Below are 25,846 nucleotides of genomic sequence, written 5' to 3' on the forward strand. Positions count from 1 at the left end.
GCTGTGAGCGATTTGCGAGGTCGGCAGGGGATGGGAGGAAAATCCGAGCATGTCGCAACCCGTTCCGGTACTCCCTCCGAAGGATGGCGTCATCGCGCAGATGGGTGCGCGGACCGAAGTCTGGAGAGTTGGTGTGAGGCTCATGCCGCAGGAGAAGGGAGGGAGTTGGTGGGGGGCTTGGTTGATGATCTGGCGAGAGGTGTCACGGCTGTCACAGCTGTCACGTAAAGGCGGGACAAATTGAGAGTGCCCTATTGGGCGTTCCGTTCGTGTATTTTGATGGACACGACGAGGAGTCGCCGGACCTTATCCATGACAAGGAATGATCTAGAAGAATTGGTTGAAGCTCATCAGACGGAATTGTTCCGTTACTTGAGGTTCATTGGCGCAGACTACGCGCTTGCCGAGGATTTGCTCCAGGAGACCTATTTGCGCGCCTTCAAGTCCGTGGCGGCTCCGGGTCTTGACGATCTGAATCACCGGCGGGCGTGGCTGCGGCGCATCGCCCACAATCTTTTCGTTGATCACTGCCGGAGGCGCAGTCGTTCACCTGTTAGTTTCAGCAGCGAGGAGGCTGAAACCGCAGAGGTATTCTGGAAAAGCAATTTTTACCGATACAACGAAGGCTTCGGGTGCATGGAGGCGCTGGAAGAGTGCATGAAGAAGCTGAGCACGAGTCAGCGGGAGCTGATCGACGCCTTCTACGCGGCGCGGAAGTCACGCGATGAAATTGCGAGCTCGCTCGGGATTTCATCCAGCGGCGTGAAAGCCGCTCTGCGCCGCATTCGGACCGCTCTTGGCGAGTGCATTCAACACCGACTTTCAGAAGCATGAAGCAGGAAGACAAGTATGACCGTCTTGTGGACCTCCTCTTGTCGGAGTCCGTCGGAGGGAAGGAACCGCCTGATGTGCGCGAGCGGGTTCTCAAGGCCGCGGATGAGCTTCCCCGTGTGGCAGCACCCTTGAGAAGGCCGGTTCCTTGGGCGCCGCCTGTAAAGCGCTCGAAAGCTCCTGCTTTTGCCATGGCCGCGATTCTGACACTGCTTGGCATTGCCGCTGTGCTGATCCAACTGCAGCACATCTCGACCGCGCGGACGCCGATGCTGAGTGAGCTCTCGGGAAGCGTGAGTCGCCCATTGGGTGCCATCCCTCCTGGCGGAAGCCTGAGCACGGGCTCAAATTCCACAGCCACCGTAAGCTATCAGGATGGAACGAAGGTTGCAATTTCTCCGGAATCGACGGTCGTCGTCACGGAGCGTTCGCGCTGGGATCGAGCAAAGGGGCTCGAGATCGTGGCAGGTGGGATAGAAGCGGACGTGACGCCGCAGGCGGCCGGCAATCCCTTCGTTGTCGCTTCGAAACACGCTCACGCAGAAGTTGTCGGCACGAAATTTTCGTTCGACCTGAGAGGAGACCGGAGTCGTCTTGAAGTGAGCGAGGGAGCGGTTCGTTTCATTTCCCGACGTGCTGACAGGGAAGCGCTGGTGAAAGAGGGACACTTTGCCGAGTCTGGAAAGTCGGGCTTCCTGCATGAGAAAATCCCGGTTCCTGGGATCATCGGCTTTACGCTCATGAATGCGGATAGCGACGAGCCGATTCGTGAGGTGGATCTTGGCGATGGGTCACGCATTGCCTTGGCGTCGCTGCCGACTCGAAACATCAATATCCGGGCTGACTACGAAGGCGCTGCGCCTGCGTCTGCGATAATGAGCCTCAGTCGTCACGATGGCAGGCCGACCGGGCTGCCACCCCACGCGGTCAACGCGCACGAGCACCCGCCGTTCTTCGTGGCCGGCGACCATTGGGCAGATGGCCGCCCTAACGACTGCGCCGCTTGGACACCTCGCCCGGGGATCTACCGTTTGAAAGCGGAAGCGGTCTATTCCGATGATCGCAAGGAAAGCCCCGGCGAAGCTCTGGAGATTCATTTCACCATTACCGATTGATTGCATTCCTATCATGAACAAACCATTCCGTGTCCTGCAATGGACCATCAAAATTCTGTTGGCTGCGCTGGGGCTTTCCGTCGTCGCTCCATTGACGGCCCAGGTGGAGTTTCTAGAGGAAAGCACCGTCACCAATGAAGGGCTCTACTTCTGGTATGCGGATGGCTCCAAGGCCTACCATTACAATGCCAACATCAGTCCCAGAGGTGACTGTGTGGCGGTGGTGAACGGCTACATTTTCTTCGGCTGGTACAAAGGCGGCATGACCAACCGGAACCTGATGATCTCGCGCAAGAAGATCGGCTCCGGGGGCTGGGTGACCGTCCAGCTTCCCCACAAGAACACCTTGATCCAACCCGGAAACAAGTGGGGCGATTCTCACAGCACGATCTCCGTGGGAGTCAGCAAGATCGACGGGACCGTCCACATTTTTTACGACCATCACAATGATCCGCTGAAGTACATTGTTACCAAGAAGAACATCGCCTTCGCTCCTGATGCTGATTTCAAGCTTTCCAACTTCGAATCAACTCGCGGGTATCTGGTGCCAGGGCAACCCATCACCATCACCTACCCCAAGATCACCACCAACGCCGATGGTGAGATCATTCTGAATTACCGCAAAGGTTCGGCGGTGGGCGGCAATGAAATGGTTCACGTCTACAATGGGGCGTCGTGGAGCTCGAACAAGCAGGTCACCCGAGGAGGCGGACTGCCCCATGTCGCCGAAGAGGACAAGAACTACGCTTACGGCGTGCCCTACTTCAACAACGGCAATGTGTATTACGCGTGGTCGGTGCGATGGGCTGCGAAAAAGGACCAAGGCGTCTTGAATGAAGGCGTCTATCTGGCCAAGTGCGGGCCGGACATGACTTCGATGTGGGAGGATCTCAATGGCGTCAAACATGCGTTGCCGATCCAGGACTACGCCCCGTTTCTCATCGATCTCCCGGCTTCAAATGCCGGCAAGGGCTCCTCGGGTGGCCCCGGCCTGGTGGTGAGTGAGGAGGGCGACGTGCATGTCACCTATGATGGAAGAGGGAGCGGATCCACCTACGAATACACCTACACGCGAAAGGCGGGGGAGACGAGCTTCACGAAGCACAACGGCACGCGGAAGACGGGTTTGTCCTGGAACAACCGCTTCTACACCATCAACGCCTCGGGCAGTTCCATCCGGATCACTAGTGGTGAGCCGGGCTCGACCAACTACGTCACCGAGCTGGTGCACAACACCAGCCGCAGTTTCGGCGTCTCGGCCAGCTACATCGATGATGGGAAGCTGGTGCTGATCGTTTCCGAGAACAAGCAGTCGGACAAAAAGGACATCTATTCCTACGTCTTCCAGCTGCCGAGCGAAGATCTGGGGCCGTCCTCTGGATTGGTGGCGCACTGGCCGATGGATGAGGGCACGGGAACCGAGGTGGCGAATGTGGCGGGCACTTCTTTTACCGCAGAGATTCAGAATGGTGCCACCTGGGGGAGTGATGCGACCCGCGCCTCGTTCGTTTCCTTCGATGGAACAGACGATCGCATCGCGACCACCTTCAAGTATGCCTTGAAAGCCACGGATGATTTCACCTGGGCGTGGTGGGCGAACAAGCAGAGTGCTAATGGGACCGGCAACGGAGCCATCATGGTGGGGAATCGCTATGGAAACACCGGCTCCGAGACTTATGAGTATATCAAATTCACGCCGACCGGCGTGCAATTGGCCAACACCAACGACGTCGCTGAAATCAGTGTCCTCAACTACGCCGACATCACTCAGGACGGCTGGCACCACTATGCAATGGTGAAATCCGGGACGAGCTACCAATGGTATGTCGATGGCGTGGCACAGGGCGCTCCATTCACCAGCAGCTACTCGGAAACCACTCCGATTCCCTTCATGATCGGTGGCGACGGAGACAACAAAGCGAATGAACATTTCCAAGGCTCCATCGACGACGTGGTGCTCTATCGAAATGCCCTGACCTCATACCATCTCGCCAGCGTGATGGACGGCGACTACGATCTCACGATTCCGATGGTCGCGCTCGGGTCTCCGGTAGACGTCGATAGCGGCGCGACCTGGTTGGATGGTCTTCCCGCGCATTCAGGCGCGATCTATCAGATCCCGGCGACGGGGAACTTGAGAAGCGTGACCGGAAATTGGACTTTCCCCGGGGACGCCATGACGATCGAGCCCGGCGGCAAATTCCAGGTGCGTGCGATCGAGTCCCAAGGCCAGGTCACCAAGGTCGGCCAGATCAATCTACGGGGCGGTGAGAGTTTCACACCTGGAGAGTATGCGGAAATCACCGCAGGAACCGGAAGCGGTGTCACCAATGTCCTTGATGGCGCCATTGATGTCTCGGGCTACGGTCGCATCGTGAGTTACGGAACGGTTGATCGCAGCTTGAAAGTGGATTCGCAGGTGACGGGTTCAGGTAACATCCAGATCTACGAGAGTCTGACGTCAGGTATAAGCTCTGTTAGATTCACCAACGATTCGAATACCTTCTCCGGTCTGTGGGAAGTCAGCGATCAGAGTCGCTTGATCTTCGAGAACGCGGGAGCCGTCGGCGATTCCAGCATCGATGTCAAAAGCGGCGGACGGCTGAAGGTTCTGGGAAATTGGTCCACGGAGGGCACTCTCGCGGTCAGTGACGAGGTGGGATCGGAAGTGGATCTGGGGAATTTCGCGTGGTCGGTTATCGGTTTGACGCTTGGGGAAAGGGTCGTCGCAGACGGGATTTACACGGCGGCTGAGCTGAATGCCATCGCCTCGAACCCTGTTTTTATTGGAAATGGGACGCTATCCATTGGTGAGAGCGACGGAGCTGCTCCAATCGCTCATTGGAAACTCGATGAAGCCAGCGGCAACCTCGCGATCGATTCTTCCGGTCAAGGCAATCGCGGCACCCTCCTGCACGGAGCAACTCGTGAGAGTGATGCGGTTCGTGGTTCGTTCGTTACCTTTGACGGCATCGATGACCGTATTTCGACAAGCTTCACCTACAGTTTGGGTAGTAGTTCAGCCTTCACCTGGAGCTGGTGGGCGAAACGCGGCGCTGCGGTGAATCCGCAGGCTGTCATGGTAGGCAATCGCTATCCGGTGGGAGCTTCTCCCGAGGTCTACAAGTTCATCAAGTTCACGCCCAACGAAGCCAGCTTCGCGCATTCTGCGGACATCTCATCCTTCCACAAATACAACTACACGGATCTTCCCGTGGGTGGCTGGAACCACTACGCGATGGTCAAGGATGGCACCAACTACCAGTGGTATGTGAACGGAGTTCCTCAGGGCTCATCAATCACCCACAGCTACGGCGGGTCCGTTCCACTTCCGTTCAATATCGGAGGCGATGACAATGACGCCACGCCCGGCGGCAGGGAGAATGAGCACTTTGCAGGATCGATCGATGATGTCGTGCTCTACGATCGAGCTCTGAACGCCCGTGATATCCGTAATCTCCGCGATGGTATCTACATTTCCCCGGCACTCACCGGGATTGAGGATTGGCGGCTGGTTCACTTCGGGACCACGGAAAACAGCGGCTCCGCATCCGATTCCAAGGACGCAAATTCCGACGGAGAAAGTAATCTGATGGAGTTTGCAACGGGCCAGAACCCTCATGCAGCCACTCGACTCAGCACAGCACTCGAGATGAATGGTGATGCGATCGAGTTTCGCTACACTGCCAGCAAAGCGGCACTTGCCGACGGAGTCAGCTTCGAGGTCGAATGGAGCGACACCCTGCAGGCCGAGTCCTGGAGCGTGGTCGGTGTCACGGAAGTGACCGATCCGGAGAACTCCGAAGACAGTGAAGTCGAGCATCGGATTGCCACGGTTCCCGCGGGAAGCGAGTGCCGGTTCGTTCGGCTTAAAGTGAGACAATTCTGACGCGCATCATGCGGAAGTCGTCCGCAACTTGATCATGTCACGTAAAGAGGGGACAAAAGTGGATGTGCCCTTTTGTCGGCATGGCTCGTTATCTTAATGGATCACCGGACGGTCCTCAGGCCTGAGGGCTTCGTTCAGCTTTCTAACAAAAACTCAATCGATATCGTGAAAACCTCCTTTCTAGCAATTCTTGCCCTGCTTGGCACCGCCGCCGTTGCGCTCGCTCAGACGTACCATGAAAGCGGGGGACTGGTTGTCATGGAGATGGAGCATACGTCCTCTTCGCTCGGGCAGTGGGAGGAGCAGAGTTCGCTGTCGGGTTACTCAGGTAGCGGTTACCTCCAGTTCTTGGGGAATAACTACGAGACGGGTCCGGCCACTTCACCCCTGGAGTACATTTTTAAAATCAACAAGGCTGGCCTCTATTACCTGCATCTGCACTGCGCGAAGGAAACCCACGACGGGCGAACCGATGTGGCGAATGACTGCTATGTGCGGGTGGAAGGCGACTACAACGCGGGACCGGGGCCTTACACGGGTCACGGCGATAACGCCTCACTGTCACTGCTGCAGAGCGATACGAAGTACTTCGGTGGTGCGACTAACTCGTGGAAATGGGAGAACGGTCAGAATTCATCCGGGGGCGCGGGCAATCTTGATCCCGGTGGTCATGCCAACAAACGAGTGGCCGTCTATGATTTCAAGGCGGGCGAGACCTACAAGTTGGTCGTTTCGGGACGTTCGAAGTTCTTCCGCATCAATCGCATCGTTTTTCGTCACACCTCGACGCCCCAGAGCACGGCGCAGAACCTGAGCACACCCGAGTCGGAGACTGGCGTCGGGGAGACCTGCTACATCTACGACGCCACGACCGATTTTCCGGACATCACCTCCGGAGACGTGCCCTACTACAGAGACAATGGCAACGACGCGCTGGCGATCGCCGCTAATGTGGAGGCGAACCGGGTCGGCTTCGCCCGCGCCTCGCGCACCTTTGACGGTCCGGCGGGAGCCTACGACGTGACGATCACAACGATGACCGAGGAAGACGGGGAGTCGACCTATCGGCTGTTAGTCAATGGCGTGCAGGTGGCCAGCTATACGAACCCCTACGTTTTCGTTGAGCAGGGCAACTCCCCCCTCGATCTCCAGCCGCACACCCACGCTTGGAGCGGGATCTCGATCCCGAACGGCGCGACGATCGCGATCGAGTCGAATGCCGACACCAATGGTGAGATTCCGGAGAACGGAGGAACCGCCTGGGGGCGCGGCCGCTGGCAGCAGATCGAGCTTTGTTCCAGCACCTCGCTGGTCCGTCCGCCGGCCGGCCGGATCGCCTATGTCGCCGACGGCAACTCGCCAGATCCAGATGACATCGGCGCCAATGCGGTCGTGTTCGGACTGCTCAAGGGTGCCGGGCTTCAGGATCGGCTGGTCCATTTCTCGCACTCCTGCGATCTCAATCCGCTCGCCACGGGCGGCAGCCAGAGTATCGACGCTGCCAATGAACAGCGCCGCCAGAACTACCTGCATCAGACCACCGGCGAGGGAATTGGCTTCTTCGGGCCGTTCCCGAATTTGAGCAACTACTACAACTGCCGCAGCGAGCAAAGCGCCGCCGTCAACGACCTGCGCGACGCCATCAACGCGTCTTCGGCCGGCGATCCGCTTTGGATCATTGAAGCAGGCGAACCCGATATCATTGGTTACGCACTCGATGCCGCCACCCCGTCCAAGCGGCAATTCGTCCATGTGATCTCCCATCACCCGGCCAATGACAACAGCGGCGACTTCTACACCTGGGCGCAGATTCTTGCCTTCGGCGTGACCGAACACCAGATCGGGGACCAGAACGTCGGACTCCAGGTGCTGATCAGTTCAGGGCTTTGGGACTGGGCCGAGGGTCACAGCGACCCGGCGATGGTCTGGATCCTTGACCAGCTCAAATACGCTGAAGCGGACGGCGTGGTCGCTTTCCAGAACAACAAGTACGACTGCTCCGACGCGGGCATGATCTACTGGTGGATCACCGGTGCCAATGCGGGAGGGAACAAGCATTCCACCCCGGTTGAGATCAAGGACATGCTTCTTTACGAGGGAGCTCCGGGGCCGGTCGATCCGCTTCGTCCGGTGGGCCACTGGAAGTTGGACGAAGGCACGGGCACGGCGGCTGCGGATTCCTCGGATTACGGTCATCACGGAACGCTGCTCAACGGCGTGAGCTGGGGAAGCGATGGCACCCGCGGTAACTATGCCGAGTTCGACGGGAGCGACGACCGCATTGCCACGCCGTTCCGCTACGCGCTTTCTTCCAGCGACGACTTCACCTGGGCCTGGTGGGCGAAGGTGGAGCCCGGCAACTCGACCGGAGCGATCATGGTGGGCAACCGTTATGGCGGCACGGGTTCGGAGAACCTCGAGTTCATCAAGCTGATGCAGCACGAGGCGCAGTTTGCGAACACGGATGTCGCTGGGTCGATCGAGCATTACGACTACGCGGATCTGCCGTCCGATGAATGGCATCACTATGCGATGGTGAAATCGGGAGGGAACTACCAGTGGTATGTCGATGGGGTGGCACAGGGAGCGCCGCAGGTCTTCTCCTACAGCGAGAGTTCCACGATCCCGCTTCTGATCGGCGGCGACGACGATGGCAGCGGGACGAAGGTGAACGAACACTTCGCAGGCGGCATCGACGATGTCGTGCTCTATCGACGGGCATTAACAGCGAGCGAGCTGATGGATGTTCAGAACGGAATCTACTTTCCAGCTCCTCCGGTCATCGAGGTTCTTGCGGGATGGGATGCCTGGGATAGCGGGACGGTTCCCACTGCCACCGTGTTCGCAGCGGATGTTGCTGCTTCAGCGACAGCCTCTGCTGCGGGCGGTTGGGCTGCCGGTGAAACGGATAGCCGGGGTGCAAGTAAAGACACGACCTGGGGAACCTTCGCGGGGCCTCCCGCCGCTAGCGCAGTGACTACGGGGGGCGATGGCAACCTCACCCTCACCAATGGCAAAACCGACGGAGAAATATCGTTCACGATTACCAATCATGGCACGACCGATTTGGAGCTGAATGCGTTTCACTTTGATGCGGTCGCATTCCGACCCAATGCCGCGAGATCCTATCAATTGAGTGTGATCGACGGTGATATTACCAATGGTCCGGTCTTCACCTCCGCTGATGATGCGATAACCAGTCTTGGAGGTGGCCTGAAGACGGAGGATTCAGATCCCGAGACGCACGATCAGCACGACGATATCGACATTGACCTCACCGGGCTTGCTGACTCGACCCTTGAGGTCGGTGGGTCGGTGGTCTTCCAATTAGCGTTCTCAAGTGGGACTGGCAGTGGCGGCGGGCATCACTTGTTCGTGGATAATGTCGCGGTCACGCACGCGGTTCCGGCAATCCCACCATCTGGTCTACAGGTCAATGGAGGTGATGATGTATCCATTATCCTTCCGGTAAACCAGGTTGAGTTGACCGGCACCGCAAGTGATGACGGTGCGGTTGTGTCGACCGTTTGGAGCCAGCAATCAGGTCCCAATACCGCAACGCTCAGCGGCGAAACCACCCTGAACCTGACCGCCTCCGGACTAGTCCAGGGAACTTATGTGTTCCGTCTGACTGCCACCGATGACGAGAGCAACAGTTCCTTCGATCAAGTCACCGTGAACGTGCTTCCTGAGGGGAGTGGGGACGCAGCAGTCACCGGTGAGCTGAAGAAGTGGCACAAGATCACCTTTTCCTGGACCGGACCGACGAGCAGCGAAACGGCCGGAACCAATCCCTTCAGCGACTATCGACTCAATGTGGTTTTCAATCACGCGGGAAGCGGCAAGAGCTACACCGTGCCGGGCTACTTCGCGGCGGATGGCAATGCAGCGGAGAGCTCCGCTCAGTCGGGTAACGTCTGGCGGGCTCATTTTTCTCCGGATGAGGAAGGTGAGTGGAGTTATTCTGTTTCCTTTCGCACCGGACCGGATGTGGCGGTGAGCAGCGCGGCCAATGCGGGAAGTTCTGGCGGCTTCTTTGATGGAGATGGAGGCGTTATTCAGGTTGCCGCCACGGACAAGACCGGTCGCGACCTGCGTGGCAAGGGCAGGCTCCAGTACGTCGGCAAGCACCATCTGCAGTTTGCCGCAACCGGCGAGTATTTCCTCAAGGCCGGACCGGACGCACCGGAAAACTTCCTGGCCTACGATGATTTCGACGACACCCCGAATGACCAGGACAACCAGCCGAACAACCGCAAGTCGTGGAGTCCCCATGCCGGGGATTATCATGCGGCCTCGGCATCGCAATTCACTTGGCAGTCCGGCAAGGGGACGGAGATCCTTGGCGCGGTGCGCTATCTCGCGCAGGAGGGGCTGAACTCGTTCTCCTTCCTGACCTTCAATGTCGACGGAGATGACGATAATGTCTTCCCGCACCGTCTAAAGTCCACCGTGGCAGCTTACGAGGGTGTGGCGGACGATGCGCGATGGGCGCATGCGAATGGAGTGCACCATGACCGCTTCGACGTCTCGAAGATGGCGCAGTGGGAGAGGGTCTTCGAATACGGCACGCAGCAGGGGATGTATCTCCATTTCAAGACCCAGGAGACCGAGAATGACGACCGGATGGACGGCGGGGCTCTCGGGCGTGAGCGCACGCTCTACTATCGCGAGCTGGTGGCCCGCTTCGGCCATCATCTGGCCCTCAATTGGAATCTCGGAGAGGAGAACACCAATACCACGGCCCAACAGCAGGATTTCGCCCAGTGGTTCCACGACAACGACCCCTACCAACACCACGTGGTGCTCCACACCTACCCCTGGCAGAAGGACGCTGTTTACACTCCGCTGCTGGGAACCGCTTCCAAGCTCACGGGGCTGTCGCTTCAAACGAATCAGGCCGATTTTGCCAATGTCTTTGCGGATACCCTCGCGTGGGTGCAGAATTCCGCGGGGGCGGGCGTGCCGTGGGTGGTCGCCTGCGACGAACCGGGAGACGCGCAGCACGCGCTGCGTCCGGCGGGCGACGCTGGAAACAGCTGGACCGACGGGCGGAAGAACGCCCTTTGGGGCAACGTGATGGCCGGTGGCGCAGGAGTGGAGTTCTACTTTGGTTACCAGCATGCCAACTCCGACCTCACCTGTCAGGACTATGCCTCCCGTGATGGTTTCTGGGACTACTGCCGTTACATGCTCGAGTTCTTCGAGAACAATGAGGTTCCTTTCCAAGACATGGCCAACGAGGACGCGCTGGTTTCGAACTCCGGGGCTTGGTGCTTGCGCAAGACCGGCACCGACTACGTGGTCTATCTGAAAAACGGAGGCACCACCAACCTCGACCTCAGCGGCGCCACGGGTGACTTCGATGTGCGTTGGTATGATCCTCGGAATGGAGGAACTCTCCAGATGGGTTCGGTCACGACGGTTGCCGGCGGAGGAACCGTTAGTTTGGGTTCGGCACCGGCCGCAGCCACTTCAGATTGGGTGGTTTATGTGACCCTTGCGCCGGCCGAGTTGCAGGGATTTGACCTTTGGTATGAAGGATTCACTTTCCCGCCCGGCGCTGATGGCTCGCCAGAGGGGGATGCGGATGGGGACGGTCGAAGTAATTGGTTTGAGTATCTATTCGGCCTTGATCCCTCAGATGCGGCATCTTTGTCACCGATGACCGCAGGGCTTTCAGCGCCCACTGGATCCTTCCGCTACACCCGCAGAAACCCGGAACTCACGGGAGTCTCAGACTTTGAGGTCTGGTATTCCGAGGATCTCTCTAACTGGTTTCACGACCGCACCGCCACTCAGATTCCCGATGGCAATGGTGAGATCCAGGAAGTTACGGTCACCTTGTCGTCATCGCCTCCTTCTGAGGCACGGCTGTTTGTTCAGATTAGGGCGGTCGAGTAAGGGGTGGTCTGAATGGCAAATCGGCACTGAAAGCGCGTTGGTAGGGCCGACGACGGAATTGTCCTGTCGCCAGTAAGTATAAAGCACAGAACGCCGGCCTGTTTCCGGTGCGGCATTGTGGCAAATCTTTCGACTGAAGGCCACCTCCAACTCGCCCGAAGGAGGGCTCGCGGATACCGTCGATTCGAGAACTTCCGAGCCATCGCCTACTGGATCGCCGACGGCCTTGAAATCATAACTTCTCATCCTTCAACCCTCTAAATTCTCAGGAGCGCCAGAAATTGGGAAAAAGATCGTGGCGCCCTCTACGTCAACCGCAAAGCGGCACTTTCCCCCATACGCTCTTATCAAAACATCATGTGCAGTCTGTTGGTCGGACTACACCAGATACAAAAACACCGGACCGTTTCCGGTCCGGCGATTGAAGTCATTCTTCCGATCAGTGATCAAAGAGATTCAGATCATGCGCGACGGCGACGGAAGAAAAATCCAGTGCCGAGCAGTCCGAGAGCCAATGCGGATGGCTCGGGAACTGGCAAACTGTTTGAGACGCCGACATTGTCAAGCCCCTGGTTATGTCCGCCTGCACCATCGTCGACACCAGTAAACGAGAGAGTGAAGGTGACGGATCCGTTTGCATCCAGCGTGTTGTCAGCCAAACCGGTCAGATCGATATCGTAATTGAACCAATCCCAAGATCCTCCTGTGTTCGGCGTTGTAGCCCCTGAAGTTACATTCCCAACCGTAAGATCGCCTGCGGTGATATCCAGGGACCAGTTAACGGCTGATTTTGGACGCAAAGTGCCCGTGTCAAAATGAAAGGTAGTTAAGTCACTGTCGATTCCTGTGGTATCCGTCACAAGAAAAGCGATCGAGCCAACAGTTCCGTTATTCAAGCTGAGTGCACTCGTATTGATGCTGGCCGCTGGAACGCCAAGAGTTCCCCATGTTTGGTCAGGACTATATCCCATTGCTCCCAAACTTGCATCACCTGTGCCAGACCAAGTTCCGGTGGCTACCGTTGCGGTGGCAGTTACCCCGTTGGTGTATGTGGCAGCGCCGTCACCAGCATCCCAACCAGCGATCAGCGCGGCGGAGGAGGTCATGGAGCTTGCGGCAAGGGCGCAGATAAGAATTGCGTATTTTTCTTTCATTGGTTTTTAGGTGGTTTTTGTCGGGAGGTTTTCGATAGGTGCCGGATGGCAGGCTTAACGGAGAGCCTAGACTCTCTAAATACTATCAATGTGGGCCTTCCGACTAGTCCCCTTAATGTGGGAGAAGTCGGTCGGCACCCATCCGGGGTTTCTTTCTTGACGGTTTGGATTATGGCGGAAATGGACTCTCTGTCATGTCACCTAAACACGTGACATCTCGGAAATGGAGTGGATCTGGAGAAGTCAGAGAAGAGGACGCTGTCACACAAACACGTGACATGCGATCGAGCCCGAAATAGGTGAAGGTGGCTGAAGTCTGTGAATCCGGCAGAAGTGGCAGGCTTCCAATTAAGAGAATACGTGAAAAGCCGAATCGTGAAGCATCAGGGACCATGGGTCATCGCCGTCGTGTTGTTAGCCGGTCTCGTCGACGCTAAATGCGCGGACTCGGGAAACGGGGGGATGAGCGGTTCTCGGCCAAATGTGGTCTTCTTCCTCGGCGACGATCAGAGCCGATTTGATCACAGCGCCTATGGCAATCCGACGGTTCCGACTCCGACCACGGATGCTTTGTCAAAGGAGTCGCTGGTCTTCGACAAGGCCTTCACCGGACAAGCGATCTGCGCACCGAGTCGCTCGATGCTCTACACCGGCCTGTATCCTTTGAGGAACGGGTGCTTCATCAATCACACCAAGATTCGCGCGGGGGTCAAGACCTTGCCGGTGTATTTGGAGGAGCTTGGCTACAATGTGATTCTTGCGGGGAAATCGCATGTCGGTCCCGCTGCGCAGTTTTCTTGGTCGAAGTCGTTTCCACCGGTGGAGAATGAGGGTGCATCCCGTCCTGGAATTCCACTGGATGAGATCGACGGGTTTCTAGCCGATCCGGGGACCAAGCCCTTCTGCCTGCTGATCACCAGTGAGTTTCCTCATCCTCCCTACATGAAGAGCACTCCGTATACGGCTGACGACGTGACCTTGGCACCTTTCATCTCGAAGTCGGAGCGCAGTTTGAAGAACGCAGCGTTCTTTTATGCCAATATCGTGGAGAAAGAGAAGGAACTGGCCGCCGTTCTGAAGTTGCTGGAAGAACATGAGCAGAAGGACAAATCCATCGTCTTCTATGCAGACGATCACGGACTGTTCCGTGGCAAGTTTACGGCATATGATTCAGGGCTGAATGTAGCCTTCATGGTGCGGTGGCCGGAGAAGGTCAAGGCGGGGCGCAGCGACGCTCTGGTCAGCTTTGCCGACTTTGTGCCGACCATGATTGAGCTCGCGGGTGGAAATCCACCGCAGGAACTCGATGGCAAAAGCCTGCTTCCCATTCTCGAGAATGGCGGAGGCAAAATCCACGATTACGTTTATGGCGTCACGGTCAACCAGGGTATTCTTGATCGCCACGTCTTCCCGCAACGTTCGGTTCACGACGGTCGGTATCATTACATTCATAACTTCAATAGTCTCGAACGCATCAAACGGGACGAATCGGAAGGCAAGGAAATCCACCCTTTCCTGAAGATGGGGGCGGAGAAGCACAAGGATCTGCCCGAAGAGATGCTCTTCGATACTCAGAGTGACCCGCACGAAATGAATAATCTAGCGGGTGATCCGAAGCTGACTGAGATCAAGCAGCGACTGAAGAGTGAGCTTTTCCGCTGGATGCGGGAGCAAAATGACTACCTCACGGAGAGCGGTTCCGTCCCGTTTCTGCAGGTGGGAAAGAGATTCGCCCTGGATCAATACGATGCGGAACTCAATCCGATTCCGAAGGGTCTGGTCGGTTGCCTGAAAGGGAAGACGATCAATCCTCACGATGCAACCGCGCCGAAGGCAGATCGTTAGACTCGCATCACGAACTTTATCGAAACCCGAAAGTAGCCCTACTCAAAATGATACCATCCACGAAAACCCTCGGGCTCGCGCTTCAAGGGATCTTTGCCGCGGCTTTGTTTGCCTCACCCCTCCTCGCGGAGTCTGGCGAGAAGAACGTGCTCATTTTCTTCATCGACGACCTGAGGCCGGAGCTCCATTGCTATGGAGCCGATTACATCAAAAGCCCGGCGATCGATTCCCTGGCCTCCCAAGGCGTGTTGTTTGAAAGTGCCTACTGCCAGCAAGCGCTTTGTGCGCCCTCGCGGATCAGCATGATGACGGGGCAGTATCCGGATACGAACGGGATTGCGGACTTGTTCACGCCGCTGTTGAAGGTGGACCCGAAGGCGGTGACTCTCCCGGGCTATTTCAAGAAAAGAGGCTATGTCACCAGCTCATTTGGAAAGGTCTATCACCATAACCGCGACGACAAACCCAGTTGGTCCCAGCTCGGTCCGAAATCTGCTATCAAGTATGCGAGTCCGGAAACGCTGAAGGGCATCGAGGAGCGTGTTGCGGAGGGAAGGAGGAAGGGGGCTGACGTGGATGAGCTTCGGACTCTGGGGAAAGGCCCGGCGGTTGAGATCGCGGAGGTGGAAGATGAGGCCTATGCGGATGGCCAGGTCGCGAAGGAGGCGATCGAATCGCTGCGGAGGAACAAGGACAAACCCTTCTTCATGTGTGTCGGTTTTGCCAAACCGCACCTGCCATTTGCCACGCCGAAGCGCTACTGGGACCTCTACAAGCGAGAGCAGTTCACTGTGCCCGAGCGGAAACTTCCGGAAGGTGCCCCTTCGCTGGCGTTTACGGTATGGGGCGAACTCCGCGGCTATCTGGGAATCCCGGAAGAGGGGGATCTAACGGATGAACAAACGAGGGAGCTCCAGCATGGGTATGCGGCAAGTGTGAGCTTTGCGGACGCGCAGGTCGGAAAAGTCATGGCGGAACTGGATCGGCTCGGTCTCCGTGAAAACACGATCGTCGTTCTATGGGGTGACCACGGATACAAGTTGGGGGACTACGGGCTTTGGTGCAAACACACGAACCTCGAACTCGACACGCGGGTTCCGTTGATTATTTCGGCTCCTGGGCATGCCAAGGGTGAACGCTCGAAGGCGCTGGTGGAGATCATTGATATTTTCCCAACGGTGGCGGAGATGTCGGGAGGTGATATCCCGAGTGGGCGCGAAGGGAAGAGCCTGGAGCCATTGCTACAGGATCCGGGTAAGGATTTCCGCCCCTTCGCGCTGAGTCAGTATCCTCGTGGTTCAACGATGGGCTACAGCCTGAGGACCGACCGCTGGCGATACACCGAGTGGATCAAGTCCGATACGAAACAGGTCGTCTTCAAGGAACTTTACGATCACAGGGAATCGGAAACGCCGCAGAAGAATCTAGCAGATGAAGCGGAGCATGCGGAGTTGGTCTCCAAGCTTTCGCAGCAGATGAATGCCGCCCAGCGCGTCGGGAGCAGCAAGGTATATGAGAAAAATTAGGGCAATATGATTGAACGAAGACTATTGATGGCGGGGTGGGGGTTGATGGCATTGTCTCTAACAATTGGGGCCCTCTTTGGCGCTGAGCCGATCGTTCCGCCCGAAGGTGGCAAGGACTCGATTGCGTGGAGGTCATCTGAGAAGCCCCGGGTGCGGATGCCGGACGTCGAGGCGGAAGGTGACTGGAAAACGGTCGACGAGGCAACTTTCGCCCGGGCTTTTCAGGTGAGCTTTGGCAAAGGTGCCGCGAAAGAGGCGAAGGATGTGCAATTGATAGTCCCGCTCCAGCAGGCGGTGAACAAGGGGGATACCCTGCTGATTTCTTTCTGGATCCGTCGGCCGGAGTCCGGTGGTGAACCGGGTCCGGTCTCGGTGTTCCTCCAACAGGCTGGTGGAAAGCCCCGTTACGAATACAGTTTCTCAGCATACCGACCGTGGCAGCAGCACGTGAGGGCCTTTGAAGCGCCTGCGGACTATGATAGGGGAAAGGGAAATGTCGGGATTCATCTGGGGGCCGCAGGACCGTCCATCGAGATCGGCGATTTGCGCTTGCTGAATTACGGGGCCCACGTCGCGGTGGGGGACCTTCCCAAGTCATCGGTGAGCTACATCGGGCGGGAGCCCGACGCGGCATGGCGGAAGCAGGCGCTGGAACGGATCGAGAGGATCCGCAAAGGCGACCTCAAGATCGAAGTGGTCGATGCCGAGGGACATCCCATCAAGGGTGCGGAGGTGAAGGTGGAAATGCAGCGTCATTCGTTTCTCTTCGGCAACACCGTGCGTTCGGCGATTCTCGGAGCCACGGAAGACAAGCTGCCTATTACCAAGGATGCCAACGGCGGTCCTGTTAGGGTGTCGGCTGAGGATGTGCGGAGGTATCGACAGGTGGTGAAGGACTACTGCGCTGCGGTGACTTTCGAAAGCGAGCTGCGTCCGCATGTTTGGAAACTTCAGACAAGTGGAAATGTGGCCTGGCAGGAGAAGTTTCGGGTTTTCACCGAACAGGCGGTGCCGTGGCTTCAGGAAAACGGGATCAAAATCCGAGGGCACTACATCGCCTGGGGCGCGATCGACTACAACGCGGTCGAAAAGCAGTTTGTCGGCGACCCTGAAGGTCACCGCAAGTGGCTTTGGCAGCACATGGCCGACGTGCTGCCGAGAACCTCGGACTTCGTGGATGAGTGGGACACGCTGAACCATATCGTGGCCTGGGGAAAACACACCTACGAGATCGAATACGGTGGGCTGGAGATCTACGCGGACATCATGAAGGAGGCACGTCGCCTGGCACCCAATGCGAGGCATGCGATCAACGAGGGCAAGGTGCTTCCTGACGGCTACAAGCGCGAGCCCTACCTGCGGATGATCCGCTTCCTCAATGAGAAGGGGCAGGCACCGGACGTGGTCGGTTTCATGGCCCACTTCGATCTCACGACGCTGACTCCGCCGGAGGAACTGCTCCGAGTGTACGATGAATTTGCCGAGATCGCACCCCGCCTGCAATTGAGCGAGTTCGACGTGGAGACGGGAGACGACGAGAATCTTCAGGCCGACTTCTACCGCGACGTGATGATTGCCAGCTTCAGTCATCCGAATTTCGAGGCCATCATTCAGTGGGGATTCTGGGAGAATGCTCATTGGAAACCCCATGCCGCACTGTGGAGGGCTGACTGGAGTCTCAAGCCGGCCGGAGAAGTCTTCGTCGATCTGGTGAAGAGGCAGTGGTGGACCAAAGAAACGGTCCTAACCGATCGTGTCGGAACCTGCAAGGTTCGGGGGTTCCTCGGTGACTACAAGGTGACGGTGGAGCACGACGGCAGGACGATGACAGAGAAGGTGTCGTTGGACGCGGATGGCACTGAGGCTCGGATACAGCTCAACTAACAGAAAACCGGTGCATGGTTGAATCGAGAATTAACATGGAATGAAAGTATTACTGAGTTTGTTTTTTGTCCTCTACTCGGGGATTTGTTTGGCGGAGCGGGTGCTCTTCGATGCGGATTGGAGATTTTTCGAAGGGAACCCGAAAGGGGCAGAAGAAGCAGGCTTCTCCGATGCGAAATGGCGTAAGCTTGACCTGCCGCATGATTGGAGTGTCGAGGGGAAGTTCAGTCAGAAGAATCCGAGCTCGGATCGAAGCGGCTACCTGCCAACCGGCATCGGATGGTATCGCAAATCGATTGACGTGCCTGCCGAGTGGAAAGGAAAGCGCGTCGCGATTGAGTTCGATGGCGTCTTTCGCAACAGCACCGTTTGGGCGAATGGGAGGAAACTCGGGACCCGGCCCTATGGTTGGATCTCTTTTGGATACGATATCAGTGAGCTTGCCAACGATGCGCAGAGCATCACCTTTGCGGTGAAGGTGGACAACAAGCTGCAACAAGCGGCGCGTTGGTACACGGGATCAGGGATCTATGCGCATACCTGGATCAATGTTCGTGAACCCATTCATATCCCGACTTCCGGGGTCTGGATTCGATCGAAAGGCTCGACCGTTTCCGTCGACACGGAAGTAAAGAATACAACGGAAACAGCCGCTGATTGCATGGTGAGGACGACGATCCTCGATGCGGACGGTAAGGCCGTGGCAAGCCGGCGGGATTCAATCGCTGTGAAGCCCGGAGAAGTGGAGTCGGTGGCGCAGGTCATCGAGCTTTCGAATCCCTTTCGCTGGTCGCCGGAAAGTCCCTACCTCTACCATGCGGTGAGCGAGGTGCTGGTTGGCGAGAAGCTGCAGGATCGCGTGGAGACGCGCTTCGGGGTGCGTGACATCGAGTGGAAACCGGGGTCGGGCATGTGGCTAAACGGCGAGAACGTGAAGCTGCGGGGCGTCTGCCAGCACCAGCACGCCGGTGCGCTTGGGGCGGCGGTGCCGGAAAAGATCATTCGCTACCGCGTCCAACAGATGAAGGATATGGGAGCGAATTCGATCCGGACGGCGCATAATCCTCACACTCCCGAGTTCTACGACATCTGTGATGAACTTGGCATCATTGTGATGGACGAGTTTGTCGATGGCTGGAACCAGAAAGCTCGTCACGACTATGGTGCTCACGATTTCGTCAAATGGTGGAAGCGTGATCTCACCGATTGGATCAAGCGCGATCGCAATCATCCCTCGGTATTCCTTTGGAGTGTTGGAAACGAAACCCACGGCGATGTCGTCAGAGAACTGGTGGCAAGGTGTCATGAACTTGACCCGACACGCCCCGTGACCTCCGGGGCATCAGGATCGGAGTTCATGGACATCTTGGGGGTGAATGGGGCCAGTGAGGGAAAGGGATGGTTCGATACGCTCGCGGACGACCGCGTGTTCATTGGCACGGAGAACACGCACACCTGGCAGACGCGCGGCTATTATCGCTCACAAACCTGGTATCGCGACGGCTTACTTCCCGAAGCGGTTTCCATTCCTGATCTGACGGAAAAGGAAGTCTTCACCTACGATTGGGCGGACAATTCGAAGCGCACGAACCGCAAGCAGTTCTACAAGTCGAGTTATGACAATGCGACGGTGCGCTCTCCGGCCCGACGGATGATTGCTCAGATTCGCGACATTCCGAACAATGCCGGGATGTATCGTTGGACAGGTCACGACTATCTTGGCGAGGCGGGACTCGCCAGCGGTGCCTGGCCGTTCAAGCTCTTCTCCGGAGGGACCTGCGACCTCGCGAATTTCGAGAAGGATCTCTACTTCCTCTATCAGAGCCAGTGGACAAGCGAACCGATGGTGCACATCCTCCCGCATTGGACGCATCCAGTCATGAAGTCCGGCACCGAGATTCCTGTCTGGGTTTATTCCAACTGCGACGAGGTGGAACTTTTCCTCAATGGCAAATCGCTTGGAAAACAAAAGCCCGGCACGAAGTGGCAGGAAATGCAGTGCCAGTGGATGGTGGGCTGGTCTCCGGGTGAGCTGATGGCCGTCGCCTACAATGATGATGTGGAGGTCGCGAAGAAGCTCATCCGAACCGCCGACGAACCGACGAAACTGGATCTTTCCGTCGATGGTGAGGCGCTTTCTGAACGCGGGAATGACATCGTCCAAGTGCGGGCTACCTTCCTCGATGCCAAAGATGAGTTCTATCCTTATGGCGAGAATCGAATCTTCTTCCACCTTGGCGGTCCGGCGCGCATCAAAGCACTCGACAATGGAAAGCCGAATGACGTCGAGCCCTTCTATGGCACAAGCGATCGCACCGGCTTCTTCGGTCTCGCACGCGCCTACGTTGAATCCCAAGATGAAGGAGGCGAAATCGCTCTCATTGCAGGAGCGATCCTCGGCGACAAAAAGCTCGTGGTTTCGAACAAGGTTTACATCGACGTGCAGCAGATCGACCTACGGGGCACGTCGGAACCGGCAAGCTTTGAGGTTTTCTATACGACGGATGGTTCGACGCCGACGACCGGATCCAAGAGGTATGATGGTGGTTTCAAGATTCCCCTCGGCACGACGGTCAAGGCTTTGGTGACCGATGGAGAGAAGCGCATCCTTGTCATGGAGGAGCGATTCGCGAAAGACGTTGGATTGGTCTGGGAGGGCGGAGGTCAGGATGGTGACTTCGGGGGAGAGCAGGCAGAGGACGCGGAACTATCGGGCGGGAAGATTTCCAATGCAGGTAAGAACTACAACGGATCTGCCTTTGTTGATCTCGGAAGGAAGAAGGGATCGTATGTCGAATGGTATCGAGAGAACGACGGCGACACCGCCGAGATGAAGTTGGTGATCCGCTATGGCGGCAAGCCAGCGGATCGCAAGCCGATGAAGCTTCGAATCGAGGTGAATGATGAGGGGAAGGAGCTCTCGCTTCAGCCGTCGGCGAACTGGGGGAACAACTGGAGGACGGTCGAAGTGCCGATCACGCTCAAGAGAGGTGCGAACGCGATTCGCCTCGTTCTTGCGGACTCTCGGGGACTCCTTCTCGACGAGGTGGATTTCAAGAAGCCCTGAAAAAAGCGATTAGCCCTGAAAAAGGAACGGCTTGAGAAGAGTCAATCTGGCTCGTCCGAGAAGTTCTCCGGGCATCGCTGAATGCTTGCTCCTCGTCGATTGTCACACATTCACGTGACATGACAGGAAGGGGGGCTTGTGCACTTTATGGTATTCCTTCGCCGAAAAACAAGAAACGTTTCGTTTCCGGCGTTTAGGAATCACAAGAACCCAATCAAACCCGACGACTTCCATGAATTGCCCGCGAACCCCCAAAGTTTCAGACCGAGGATTTGCTCTGCTTGTAACGATCAGCATGATGGTTCTGCTCGCCTTGCTGGCGGTGGGGCTTCTCAGCTTGAGCACGGTGTCCCTCAGGGCATCGAGTCAGGGGGGATCGATTGCGGTGGCGCAGGCCAACGCACGGCTTGCCCTGATGATGGCGCTGGGCGATCTCCAGAAATATGCGGGTCCGGACACGCGGGCGACTGCGCGAGCCGACATTCTCAAGGATGACAATCCACCCGTCACGGGCGTGTGGCGTAGCTGGGAAGGCGAAAACCACGAACAAAGTGGCTCGACCGCGGGAAGGCCGATCAGCGTTGACTACGATCAGGAAAAGGAAGATCGCTTTCTTGGCTGGTTGGTATCGGCAAATGACAATCAACTTCCAGACACAAGTTCCGCGAATGGCAAGGTGACCCTGGTTGGGCCGGGGACGGTGGGAGAAGGAAAAGGGCGGGACGAACTGGAGGTCCATCTTGATCCGCTGGAAGTAAAGGATGAAGACGGAGATCTCAATGGGGGAGTAGCCTGGTGGGTCAGCGGCGAGAATCAGAAAGCACGAATTCCAAAACCCTACGAACCTGAAGACGACAAGGGTGGTCAGTGGGCCTCGCACATGAAGTCCCACGCCGTCGCCGATCCGGAAGTTTTCCGGATGGACAAAGTGCTCAATGACTTTTCACTCGCAGACAAGGCCATCACGCTGAAGGAGGGAGACTTCATAGCAAAGGAATCGAGTCTCGAAGTTTCGCGTGAATTTTTCCATGATCTATCCGCTACCTCCGTAGGTCTTCAGACCAATATGGCGACGGGTGGATGGAAGAAGGACCTCTCGCTATTTTCGGAGAACTCATCGATAAACTCTGGGCCTAACAGTACCACGCGCTTGCCTTTGTTCCGCCTGAGTCCGGAAAATGAGGTGGCTGTCAATCTTGCTTCTCGGGGCAACGTTCGAGGGACGAAGTCAGCTTTCTATCCATGGTCGGAGTATCGGGGAAGCGCGGCGGATCAACCCATCTACCAGCATCCCGCAGTCGCAAGTTGGAACAATTTGCTGGATTACACCCTGCTCTACAAGAATGTCGGCAGCGGGGTCTCGATTTCGCCAACATCGTATGCATGGAACGATACGGCGAATACCTACAACTTCCTGCACAAGGTCAGAATTCTTCCCGTCATTGCACGGATCCAGTGGGTCTATTCCTACTTTGCTGCTACTCCGGATCGGCGCGCGACCCCGGCTCCTCCTAAAGACTCCCTTCAACCATGCATGGTTCTGACTCCTGTCATCACGATGTGGAATCCTTACAATCTTCGAATCACGACTCAGAATCTCCGCTTCGACATCCCTCGCCCCATTCCTACCGCATTCAGATTCCGGGCAGGTGGGACGAGCAATGCCAAATTTCAGGCGATCACGGCGGATCCCAAGCGCTCGGTAAACTATCCGGCCCCGAGCATTTCGGACGGCGATGTGCTGCGCTACCGCATCAACCAGGGCTTCACGCTCCAACCTGGGGAGACGCGGGTCTTTGGACCGACGCGGAGGGAGGAGGATAATGATCTGATCCTCCAGCCTGGCTATGAGCCCGGACAAGGGCATCTCTATCGACTGGTGAACGATGCCGGTGATCCGATTTACGGCAGCAGGCAATCCAACATAAGTCTGGAGGCAGCGTTTGATACGACTTACACGGATGGCCGCGATGGAGTCGGGATTTATCTGGACATGCGCGTGAACAACTCCAGTGGGCCTCATCTGGTCTACCGCATGGTCTACACCCCGGAAGTCGCCAATGCGGTTTATCCGGTCGAGGACAACATCGCTGCATCGGAAGCGCTCGGAGATCTCACCGCCACGCCAACACCTTTTCTCACCACCGTTTTCGGCGCGAGAATGGCCAGCCGGACACATATTCCTGCTAAAGGGTTTCTCCAGTCGAGCCCGCTCGTGAACTACACCGCGATGGGAGACAAGGACGAATCGGAACGAACCATTGCCAGAGAGTATCGTGGCACGGACCACCCGGTGAATTCCCCCTTCGACTACAGCTTCAGAACCGTCGGGGTCAATGATACCAACCTCCCCGATGTGGATGGCAGTAGCAACCGTGGCTTCATCGTCACCGGCTTCCAGAAGAGTGAAGGCCTGTCACGGTGTGTGGTTGCCGAAATTCCGACCCGCCCTCTGCAGTCTCTTGGCGAACTCCAGCACTGGGACCTGCGCTACGAGAATCCCATCCCGCCATTTGCCTTCAATCTCATCGGAAACAGCGATGCGACACCGCTGATCGGATCCGACGAAGTGGTGGGGAATTTCAGCGACGGCGTGAACCTGCAGCACGACGACTCCTACTGTGCCAATCACGTGCTCTTTGATGATTGGTTCCTTTCCTCGATTGCTCCTGATCCGGATGATTTGGGGACCAACGGGCGGACGCTCAGGGAGGTCTTCACCGAATTTGTCGAGGGTACGGAGAATCTGCCCAATGCCGCTTACCGTCCCATCACGGCGGACTCCAGTGGGGATGCGAACGAGGCCTTCTCGGAGTATGTCAACACAAGCGACGCCTGGCAAAAGATTGCGTCGCGTCTCGAAGTCGAAGGCATGTTCAACGTCAACTCGACTTCGCAATTGGCATGGCGCGCCATCCTTGGCCACGCCCGCAACCAGAAGGTTCCCTACCTGAAGGAAGGTAGCGGCAGAACGGTCGTCGAACTCTCCGACGAGACCGACTTTGCCACGTCTCGTTTCAGTATTTCGGGCGAATCCGACACGTCGTCCAATGGATCTTCCGGAGCCTTCCCTGGCGCCAACGAGTTCACCGGATACCGGAATCTAGACGAGGAAATGATCGATGCATTGGCAGAAGAGATCGTCGAGCAAGTCCGCCTTCGTGGGCCCTTCCTGTCGCTTGCAGAGTTTGTCAACCGCCAGCTCACCGATGGTGATCTGGCCCTTGCCGGCGCGATTCAGACCGCTCTCAATGAGATCGCCCGCTCCCAAGCCACCAATCCATACAAGGGGATTACGAGCATCATCTCCCGTCCGGCATCGAAGAACCCCGGAAATGTGGAATCTGATTACGAGTTTCCCGAGGCCGCCGAAGGGGAGGGAACCTACGGGCTTCCAGGATGGACTCGGCAGGCAGACGTCCTCCGTCCGCTCGCGCCGATCATGACGGCCAGAGATGATACCTTCACAATTCGTGCCTACGGCGATGCTCGCGATAAGAACAACACCATCACCGCGCGGGCGATTTGTGAGGCGACTGTTAGAAGAACCCGCGATTACGTAGACCCCACCGATGAGGCTGATATCGTGACGGCTCCCAAATCAGAACAGAACAAACTGTTCGGACGTCGATTCAACATCGTCAGCTTCCGTTGGCTCTCTTCAGACGAAATCTAAGGACTTCCTCCCACAAAGATCCCCAGCGCTTCTCTATTAAAAACCCACGAATTATTCCGATGTCCCGTCCTTCACTATCTGCTAATTTCGCTGTCCTTCTAACTCTCCTCTTCGTGTTTTCGAGTATCGCGAATGCCCAGAGGACCTGTCGAATTCTCTTTGTCGGAGATCGAAAGGACGCTCCCCAAGAGGTGACGCTCTTCGACGGCAAAGGCTTCCAGAAGGTTGAGTTGCCGACCATGAACCTCTCTCCGGTTTATGAGGTTGCCGCCGGCGAAGTCTCACTTCGTTTGCTTAAAGAACAGGTGGAAAGCCCTGAGCTGATTCCATCGGGAGCTCCCGGTGCAAAATTGTCGGAATCCGCCGGGGATTTTTATCTCCTCGTCAGCAATGACCCTGCCAACAAGTTGCTGCCGCTCTCGATGAAGGTCGTTGATGCTGACTTCAGCCGCTTCCGCATGGGAGAGATGCTGTGGTTCAACCTGACGAACAACCGGATCGGAGGGAAGCTCGGTGACGAGAAGTTGGATTTGAAGCCAAACTCACGTCTGATTTCCAAAGCTCCGACGGATAAGGCGGGGAACTTTCCGGTCGAACTCTACTATCAGAGGCCCGGGGACAAGGACGTCTGGCCACTCTGTGAAACCAAGTGGATTCACAATCCCAATGGTCGGGTCGTGATGTTCGTGATCCCCGAGGAAGGAGTCCGCGTACCCCGCCTGATGGGCGTCCCTGATTTCCGTAAACAGGAGAAAAAGGGAAGCTGAGCCGATGGATCAGCTTTACGACCATGCCGTGGGGATAGGGTCCGTTTGTTCGGCGTCGCGCGCTTTGATTGGCCGTGACAAGGGTGGAACTTGCAGCCGAACTGAGCCGAAGGAATTGAGAGGGAACACCCGTGGCACGCGGTGCGCGTGATCTGCGAGTCCATGGGGCATTTAGACCCGATGCTTTC

Annotated in this window: 11 protein-coding genes; 10 read left to right on the top strand and 1 reads right to left on the bottom strand. The window is 57.0% G+C overall.

Features of this window, described 5'->3' with window-relative positions; genetic code table 11:
* Positions 1–312 precede the first annotated feature (312 nt).
* From ACFQY0_RS02005 to ACFQY0_RS02020, 4 genes are all read left to right on the top strand, one after another.
* Positions 313–834, top strand: coding sequence for an RNA polymerase sigma factor (locus ACFQY0_RS02005; protein WP_379708544.1), 522 nt, complete (start codon positions 313–315; stop codon positions 832–834).
* A complete protein-coding gene (locus tag ACFQY0_RS02010) occupies positions 831–1,946 on the top strand; it encodes a FecR domain-containing protein (protein WP_379708546.1) in 1,116 nt (371 codons plus the stop codon). Before ACFQY0_RS02005 ends, ACFQY0_RS02010 begins: the two co-directional genes overlap by 4 nt.
* A 13-nt stretch (positions 1,947–1,959) precedes the next feature.
* Positions 1,960–5,835, top strand: a complete 3,876-nt coding sequence (locus ACFQY0_RS02015; protein WP_379708548.1) for a LamG-like jellyroll fold domain-containing protein — start codon at positions 1,960–1,962, stop codon at positions 5,833–5,835.
* Positions 5,836–6,000: 165 nt separating this feature from the next.
* Positions 6,001–11,739, top strand: coding sequence for a PKD domain-containing protein (locus tag ACFQY0_RS02020; RefSeq protein ID WP_379708550.1), 5,739 nt, complete (start codon positions 6,001–6,003; stop codon positions 11,737–11,739).
* A gap of 461 nt (positions 11,740–12,200) precedes the next feature.
* Here the strand turns inward: ACFQY0_RS02020 and ACFQY0_RS02025 are convergent, their stop codons facing one another.
* Positions 12,201–12,893 (bottom strand): PEP-CTERM sorting domain-containing protein, encoded by a 693-nt coding sequence (locus ACFQY0_RS02025; protein WP_379708552.1) that lies wholly within the window; start codon positions 12,891–12,893, stop codon positions 12,201–12,203.
* Positions 12,894–13,253: 360 nt separating this feature from the next.
* On the opposite strand from ACFQY0_RS02025, the gene ACFQY0_RS02030 reads away from it, so the two are divergent.
* The 6 genes from ACFQY0_RS02030 to ACFQY0_RS02055 all read left to right on the top strand — a co-directional run bounded on the left by ACFQY0_RS02030 (position 13,254) and on the right by ACFQY0_RS02055 (position 25,658).
* On the top strand, positions 13,254–14,738 hold the full coding sequence (locus ACFQY0_RS02030; protein WP_379708554.1) for a sulfatase family protein: 1,485 nt from the start codon (positions 13,254–13,256) through the stop codon (positions 14,736–14,738).
* 47 nt (positions 14,739–14,785) lie between these two features.
* Positions 14,786–16,264, top strand: a complete 1,479-nt coding sequence (locus ACFQY0_RS02035) for a sulfatase (RefSeq protein WP_379708556.1) — start codon at positions 14,786–14,788, stop codon at positions 16,262–16,264.
* A gap of 6 nt (positions 16,265–16,270) precedes the next feature.
* Complete coding sequence (locus tag ACFQY0_RS02040) at positions 16,271–18,148, top strand: endo-1,4-beta-xylanase (RefSeq protein ID WP_379708558.1); 1,878 nt, start codon at positions 16,271–16,273, stop codon at positions 18,146–18,148.
* Between the two features lie 40 nt (positions 18,149–18,188).
* The gene (locus ACFQY0_RS02045) at positions 18,189–21,215 is read left to right on the top strand and encodes a glycoside hydrolase family 2 TIM barrel-domain containing protein (RefSeq protein ID WP_379708560.1); all 3,027 of its coding nucleotides are present in this window, start codon (positions 18,189–18,191) and stop codon (positions 21,213–21,215) included.
* A 295-nt stretch (positions 21,216–21,510) separates the two neighbouring features.
* On the top strand, positions 21,511–24,891 hold the full coding sequence (locus tag ACFQY0_RS02050; protein ID WP_379708562.1) for a hypothetical protein: 3,381 nt from the start codon (positions 21,511–21,513) through the stop codon (positions 24,889–24,891).
* A gap of 113 nt (positions 24,892–25,004) precedes the next feature.
* Positions 25,005–25,658: a hypothetical protein gene (locus ACFQY0_RS02055; protein ID WP_379708564.1), complete on the top strand. Its 654-nt coding sequence runs from the start codon at positions 25,005–25,007 to the stop codon at positions 25,656–25,658.
* The last annotated feature ends 188 nt before the right edge of the window (positions 25,659–25,846 follow it).

The sequence above is a fragment of the Haloferula chungangensis genome, assembly GCF_042664875.1.
GTDB lineage: Bacteria > Verrucomicrobiota > Verrucomicrobiia > Verrucomicrobiales > Akkermansiaceae > Haloferula > Haloferula chungangensis.